Genomic DNA, 6,353 nt, shown 5'->3' on the forward strand with positions numbered 1-6,353 from the left:
CCAGATCGGCCCAGCTGCGGGCCAGCGAATAGATGTCGGTTGTATCAGCGTTGGCGAGCACCGGTGTGATCAGGCCGCCGTCCTCCATGGCCACAGCCACTGCCACATTCACACCAGCTGGATAGGCCATGGCGCTGGCATCGGCAGTGGTAGCAGCATTCACCTGGGGATGACGGGCCAACACCACGCCCACGGCCTTGGCCAGCAGGGCAGTCATGGTGACGCCCTTGGGCTTGAGCTGCTTGTAGAGGGAATCGAGCTTGGTGGTGGTGATGGTGTAGCCAACCCGGAAGCAGGGCACCGCCAGGCTGGCCACCATGTTGCGGTTGACTGCGTTCTGGAGGGTGTTGAAGCCGACGCTCTCGCCAGGACGCCCGAAGGCCTCACCGGCGGGCGCAGGCGCCGGTGAGCTGGCGCCATTTCCGAGCGCAGCAGCCATGACAGCCGGGCCGGATCCCTCGGCCACTCGGGGCACCGTGATCGGTTGACCGGTGGCAGCCAGCACGTCGTCGGCCTGGATCCGGCCATGGGGACCACTGCCGCGCAGGCCGGCCAGGTCAACGCCGAGCTGGCTGGCGAGCTTCTTGGCCCGGGGCGATGCCACCACCCGGCCGCTGGCCGTGGCGGCCTGCGCCGCCACTACGGGGGGAATTACGGGAGCAATTACGGGGGCAACTGCCGGAGCCTTTACTGGAGCAACTGCTTGGGGAGTTGCTGGAGCAACTGCTGGGGCCGCCACTGGGACAGGCGCGGGTGCAGGAGCAACAGCAGCAGCGGGCGCCACCGGTGACTTGGCAGCAGCGGCGGCAATCTCGGCCTCCGTCTCCACGATCAGGCCAATGGTCTCGCCCACCGGAGCCGTGCCGCCGGCAGGCATCAAAACGGCAGCCAGGTAACCCTCGTTAAAAGACTCCACGTCCATATCGGCCTTGTCACTCTCGACAACAAGCACGGACTCACCCCGCTCCACCTTGTCGCCGGGCTGCTTGAGCCACTCCACGATCTTGCCCTCCGTCATGGTGGAGGAGAGGGCGGGCATGAAGATTTCGTGGGTTGCCATAAACCAGTGCCCGCTTGCCTTTTGAAGAGGTGTTCCAACCCTTGTGCCAACTTTTCTCCAACAGGGGAGATGGGTCAGAGCCGGGGGTGTGGGGGGACTCTAAAACGCCGTGAAAACCCCACAAAGGCAATCTCCACAAGCGCTCTGCCGCCCAAGCACCGGTGGGAACCCCCGCACACCCCGGGCACAATTACCGATCTGCCGATAGGCTCCCATTAGCTCCTAGCCCCACGATGAAACGCCTGCTCCTGCTTGCCCTGAGCGCCACGGCAGTCCTTATGGGTCTGAGCGCGAGTGCCTGCGAGAAGCACATCAACGGCCACCAGAACAGCTCCGACACCAATCTGGAGGGCAGCAAGAAATAGGGGTAACGGCGCCCAAGCAGGCAAGGGTGATCGGGCTCAGCTGGCCTCAATCGCCTCGATCAAGCCGTCGCGCACCAGCACGGCAGCCTGCAGTTTTTCCACCAAGTTGTCGCCCACCCGCACCTCGCAGAAACTCTCAATCTGCCCCTGCTCGACGATCTGCTCCATCTCGAGTTCGCGCACCTGACGCTGCTGCTCGAGCATCTGGCGTTTCTGCTCATCCAGTTCAGCCCGCTTGCTGGCCACCTGCTCCTGCACCGACCCCACCTGCTCCTGCACCCGGGGGTCGAGGGGATTGGCGCTCTGGCGGCGAATCTCATCGATCAGCTGCTGGCCCTCCTGCTCCAGCTGGGAAAGCTGACCATCGACGTTGGCGATGGCATTGCTGAGCTCGCGCTCGGCGTCCTCCTTCCAGCGGGGAGTCACCACTGCCCGCACGGTGATGCTGCGCTTGATCGTGAGGGTGGCGTCGGCCATGGGAAGTGCAAAGCAGCGCCCAGGCTGTCAGCCAGGCGCACCTGGGTCAACGGCCGGTTGGCCGCACCTCAGCGAGGGGCGTAGATGGCGTCGATCCAGCTGGCATCCCGCTCAGCGATGCGATCGCGGCGCTGCTTGAGGGTCTGGGTGAGCAGGCCGTTCTCCAGCGTGAAGGGCTCCACCAGGGCGACGCCGGCCAGGCGCTCCTCAGGCCGGGAGCCGGGGCGCGAGGCCAGCAGCCGGTTGCACTCGCGCGCAAGGGCCCGCAACAGGGCGCCATCGCCCAGATCGCCAGCGGCGGCGGCGAAGGCCGCCAGGGCCTCGGCCCTGGGCACCAGCAGGCCGCCGAGCTGCTTGCGGTCTTGCCCCACCACCATCACCTGCTCGATCAGGGGGCTAGCCACCAGGGCCTCCTCCAGGGGGCCGGGCTCGATGTTCTCGCCACTGCTGAGCACGATCGTGTCCTTCGCCCGGCCCGTGAGCACCAGGGAGCCATCGGCCAGTAGCTGGCCCAGGTCGCCGGTGTCAAACCAGCCCTCCTTGGCAAACACCGCCGCGGTGGCCTCGGGCTTGTGCCAGTAGCCAGCCATCACCTGGGGCCCCCGGGCCAGAACCCGGCCCCGCTGACCCAGAAGCAGGGGCATGCCGGTTTCGCTTTCCACGATCCGCAGTTCAGTGTCCGGCAGGGGCTGGCCGGCACTGCCACGGCGATTGCACCAGCTGCGCCGGCAGGTGAGCACCGGGCTGGTTTCGGTGAGGCCATAGCCCACCAGCAGCTCGATACCGATCGCCTCGAAGAAGCCATCCACATGCAGGGCCAAGGCGCCCCCACCGCTGATCGCCGTGCGCAGCCGGCCACCCACCAGTTGCTGGCGCAGCTTGGGCCACAGCAGCGCCGCCGCCAGCCGGTGCAGGGGCCAGCGCAGCAGGGCCACCGCCGCCGCGCCCAGCCGCGCCGGCCAGTTCTCCGGCGTGAGGGTGAGATCCAGGGCCTGGCGGCGCCTCTGCCCGAAGGCGCGGCTGTTGGCCAGGGCAGCTCGCAGCAACCGCTGCCGCGACACCGGCATGGCCGCCAGGGCATCTTCGAAGCCGGTGAGCAGGGCCTCCCACAGGCGCGGCACGCTGATCAGATATTGGGGGCGCACCCGCTGCAGGTCGGCGCGCAGCTGCTTGAGGGTGGTGTAGGTCTGCCGGCAGCCGCAGGAAAGCAGGAAGTATTCGGCGCTGCGCTCGTAGGAGTGCCAGATCGGCAGCACGCTCACTGCCCTCTCGCCGGGCCGGGGGGCCACGGCCACCCCCAGGTGGCGCAGCTGGTGCAGCAGGTTTGCCTGGCTCAGGGGCACGCCCTTGGGCTGCCCCGTGGTGCCGGAGGTGTAGAGGATGGTGGCGAGGCGGGCCCCATCCCGTGGCGGGGGCGGAGCCGGCCGGCCGCAGGCCAATGCCGTCGCCCCCCGCTCGAGTAGCTCGCCCCAGCCCAGGCAGGGCACCGCCGGCACCCCGTCGCCCCGCTCCCCCTCCAGCACCAACACGAAACGCAACCGGGCCCACTCCTCAGCGGCGAGGGCGAGCTTGGCGAGCAGGGCCGCCGATTCCACCACCAGGCCGCTGGCACCGGAGTCTTCCAGGATGTAACGCAGCTCCTCGACTGGGGCGGCGCTGCCCCGCACCGCGTCAGCTGCTCCGGCCCGCATCAACCCCTGGTCAACCTGGAGCCAGCGGGGGCTGTTTTCGGCGAAAAGGGCCACCACATCCCCGTCGCCCACCCCCAGGCCAGCGAAGGCTGCTGCGGCCTGCTCGATGCACTGGTGCAGCTGGCGGTAGCTGAACTGCTCAGGCGTGGCGGCGTGGGGAGCCTCCAGGGCCAGGGCATCGCCGTGGCGCTCGGCCAGCACGGGCCAGAGCTGCTCCAGCCCGGTGATGCCGCTCCAGTCGTCGCGCTGGGCCAGGGCGCGGCGATCGCGGCGGCTACCACTCCAGTGGATCTCGGCGGGAGGGATGGGGCGGGCCACGGCGGTGGAATCGGTAGGGCTTGCCGCAGTGTTAACACCCCTGGGGCGCACGCCATCCTGCCTGGAAGGGGCCTGTTCAGTGATCCTGCCGCCAGCGGCGCACCACCAGTTCGGGGCTCTGGTGCTCCAGATCCACCGCGGCATTGAGCTGTTGCATGGTGACGGCCGAGATGCGGCCCGCCAGGTTCTCCAGCACCGGCACTAGCTCCGGATGGCGCTCCAGGCTTGCGGCGTTGAACACGGGCACCGCGTCATAGGCGGGGAAGTAGTGGCGGTCGTCCAGAAGCACCTGCAGCTTCAGGGCCGGAATCAGGCCGCTGGTGCTGTCGCCTGCAATCAAATCAACCCGGCCGTCGGCCAGGGCCCGGTAGGTGAGGCCCAGATCCATGGCCGTAGGCGGCGCGGCGAAACGCAGGCCATAGCGGCTCGCCAGCCCCGGGTAGCCGTCGCCCCGGTTGAGAAACTCGTAGCCGAAGGCGGCCCGCCAAGCGCGGGCCGGCAGCACCGCCTGGCTGATGGTCTGGAGCCCGAGTTGCTGCCCCTGGGCCCGGCGGATCAAAATCGCAAAGGTGTTCTCGAAGCCAAGCGAGGGGAACATCCGCAGCCCGTAGCGCTCGGCGTAAAGCCGGCGAGCACGGTTCCAGAGGTTGGCGCGGTCGCTGGCGCCAGGGCCCGAGGACTGCTTGAGGATCGCCGACCAAGCCGTGCCGGTGTATTCGACGTAGCCATCGACCCGGCCCTGGCGCACGGCCTCATGGCAGAGAAAGGTGCTGCCAAGGCTGAATTCGCGCCGCACCTGCAGCGAAGTGTGTTCTTCGATCTCCTGGGCCAGCAGTTCACCGAGCAACTGCTGTTCGGTAAAACCCTTGGCCCCGATCACCACCGAGCCAGCAGGGCCTGGAGGGGCCAGCTGATGCCAGCCGAGGGCGATAGCAAGCAGGGCCGCGCCGGCCAGGGCCGTCGCCAGGGCCCACCGCCGCCGGAGCCACTCCCGGAACCACTGCCATAGCCGTGACCTTTGGAGGGGCTGCCGCGACCCCTGGGTCAGGTGTGTCTCGAGGGCACCCAGGCAGGCATCGGCAGCCAGGGCAATGGCCGCCGCCGGCAGGGCCCCGGCCAGCAGCAGGGTGTTGTTCACCGTGGCGATGCCCCGGAAGATGAATACCCCCAAACCACCGGCACCAATCGCCGCGCCGATCGTGGCCACCCCCACGGAGATCACGGCAGCCACCCGCAGGCCCGCCATCAGGCTGGGCAGGGCCAGCGGCAGCTCCACGTAGCGCAGCACCTGGCCGCCACTGAGCCCCAGGGCCTGCCCGGCCTGCTTCAGCCCGGGCGGAACCTGTTGGAGCCCGGTGAGCAGTCCGCGCAGCAGGGGCAGCAAGGCGTAGAGGGTGAGGGCCACCACCGCCGGCGTGGAACCAATGCCACCGAGCAGGGGCACGGTGAGCAGCAAGCCGAAGATCGCCAGGCTGGGGATCGTCTGCACGGCATTGGCCAGCCCCAGCACCAGGCGGCGCCAGCGGGGGTGCGCCTGAATCGCCAGCCCCAGGGGCAGGGCGATCAGCAGGGCCAGCGCCACACTGGAAGCCACCAGAACGAGATGTTCGCCGCTGCGGAAAATAATTTCCCTGGCCAGCTCAGCAGTCACAGCTTGAACACCTCCTCCTGGGGGCCAGGGGGCCGCAGCACCAGGCCAAAACGACTCGCAAAAGCCTCCAGCAATGGTCGGCGCAGCTGCTGGGAATTGAGCCCCGGCAGCCAATCCACCAGGCGCCCCACGCCGCGATCGCCCAGGCCGCAGGGCACCACCGCAGCAAAGCCGGCCAGGCTGCCATCCACATTCAGGGCCAGACCGTGCTGGCTGATCCAGCGCCGGGCCCCAACGCCGATCGCCGCCACCTTGCGGCCCTCCAGCCAGACCCCGGTGAGCCCATCGATCCGCTCGCCGTGGAGATCCAGGCCTGCCAGCACATCGATCACCACCTGCTCCAGCTGGCGCAGGTAAAGGTGCAGGTCAGCGCCGTGGCGCTGCAAATTCAGTACCGGATAGAGCACCAGCTGGCCCGGGGCGTGGTGGGTCACCTCGCCACCGCGGTCAATGCGGTGCAGGGGCAGGGGCGGGGCGGCGGGATCGAAGCGTAGGAAGGCCTCAGAGGCGCCGCGGCCCAGGGTGTAGCAGGGCTCATGCTCGAGCAGGAGCACGGCGTCTGGGCCCTCGGGATGGTCCAGCAGCCGCTGCTGCAGCTGGCGCTGGGCGGCCCAGGCCCGTTCGAACGGCACCTGACCCGTCGCTTCAAAAAGGATTGCATCGAGGTTGGGGCTTATCACAAGCCGTTCTTAGCGTTGGTGCACAAGAGCACCTGAGGCGGTTGCCATCTGATGAAACTGCTGATCCATGGCCGCAATCTTGACGTCACTCCCGCCATCCGGGAGTACACC

At 68.5% G+C, this 6,353-nt stretch carries 6 protein-coding genes; 1 reads left to right on the top strand and 5 read right to left on the bottom strand.

From position 1 onward, the window contains the following. Window positions 1-1,060: dihydrolipoamide acetyltransferase family protein (locus tag KBZ15_RS16040; RefSeq protein ID WP_255016199.1), on the bottom strand; the 1,060-nt coding region annotated here is incomplete at its 3' end. A gap of 233 nt (window positions 1,061-1,293) precedes the next feature. Between KBZ15_RS16040 and KBZ15_RS16045 the strand changes: the two genes are divergently transcribed. Further along, on the top strand, window positions 1,294-1,425 hold the full coding sequence (locus KBZ15_RS16045) for a hypothetical protein (RefSeq protein WP_255016200.1): 132 nt from the start codon (window positions 1,294-1,296) through the stop codon (window positions 1,423-1,425). Window positions 1,426-1,461: 36 nt separating this feature from the next. Here the strand turns inward: KBZ15_RS16045 and KBZ15_RS16050 are convergent, their stop codons facing one another. From KBZ15_RS16050 to lipB, 4 genes are all read right to left on the bottom strand, one after another. Next, window positions 1,462-1,902 (bottom strand): YlqD family protein, encoded by a 441-nt coding sequence (locus KBZ15_RS16050; protein WP_255016201.1) that lies wholly within the window; start codon window positions 1,900-1,902, stop codon window positions 1,462-1,464. A gap of 68 nt (window positions 1,903-1,970) precedes the next feature. Beyond that, a complete protein-coding gene (locus KBZ15_RS16055) occupies window positions 1,971-3,911 on the bottom strand; it encodes an AMP-binding protein (RefSeq protein ID WP_255016202.1) in 1,941 nt (646 codons plus the stop codon). Window positions 3,912-3,987: 76 nt separating this feature from the next. After that, window positions 3,988-5,562 (bottom strand): glycine betaine ABC transporter substrate-binding protein, encoded by a 1,575-nt coding sequence (locus KBZ15_RS16060; RefSeq protein WP_255016203.1) that lies wholly within the window; start codon window positions 5,560-5,562, stop codon window positions 3,988-3,990. Next, on the bottom strand, window positions 5,559-6,239 hold the full coding sequence (lipB, locus tag KBZ15_RS16065; RefSeq protein ID WP_255016204.1) for a lipoyl(octanoyl) transferase LipB: 681 nt from the start codon (window positions 6,237-6,239) through the stop codon (window positions 5,559-5,561). Before lipB ends, KBZ15_RS16060 begins: the two co-directional genes overlap by 4 nt. Window positions 6,240-6,353: the final 114 nt, after the last annotated feature.

Source organism: Cyanobium sp. BA20m-p-22, assembly GCF_024346275.1.
Classification (GTDB): domain Bacteria; phylum Cyanobacteriota; class Cyanobacteriia; order PCC-6307; family Cyanobiaceae; genus Cyanobium_A.

Coding starts and splice junctions, on each gene's coding strand:
- KBZ15_RS16045 (WP_255016200.1), top strand. CDS start 1,294: ATGAAACGCCTGCTCCTGCTTGCCCTGAGCGCCACGGCAGTCCTTATG.
- KBZ15_RS16050 (WP_255016201.1), bottom strand. CDS start 1,902: ATGGCCGACGCCACCCTCACGATCAAGCGCAGCATCACCGTGCGGGCA.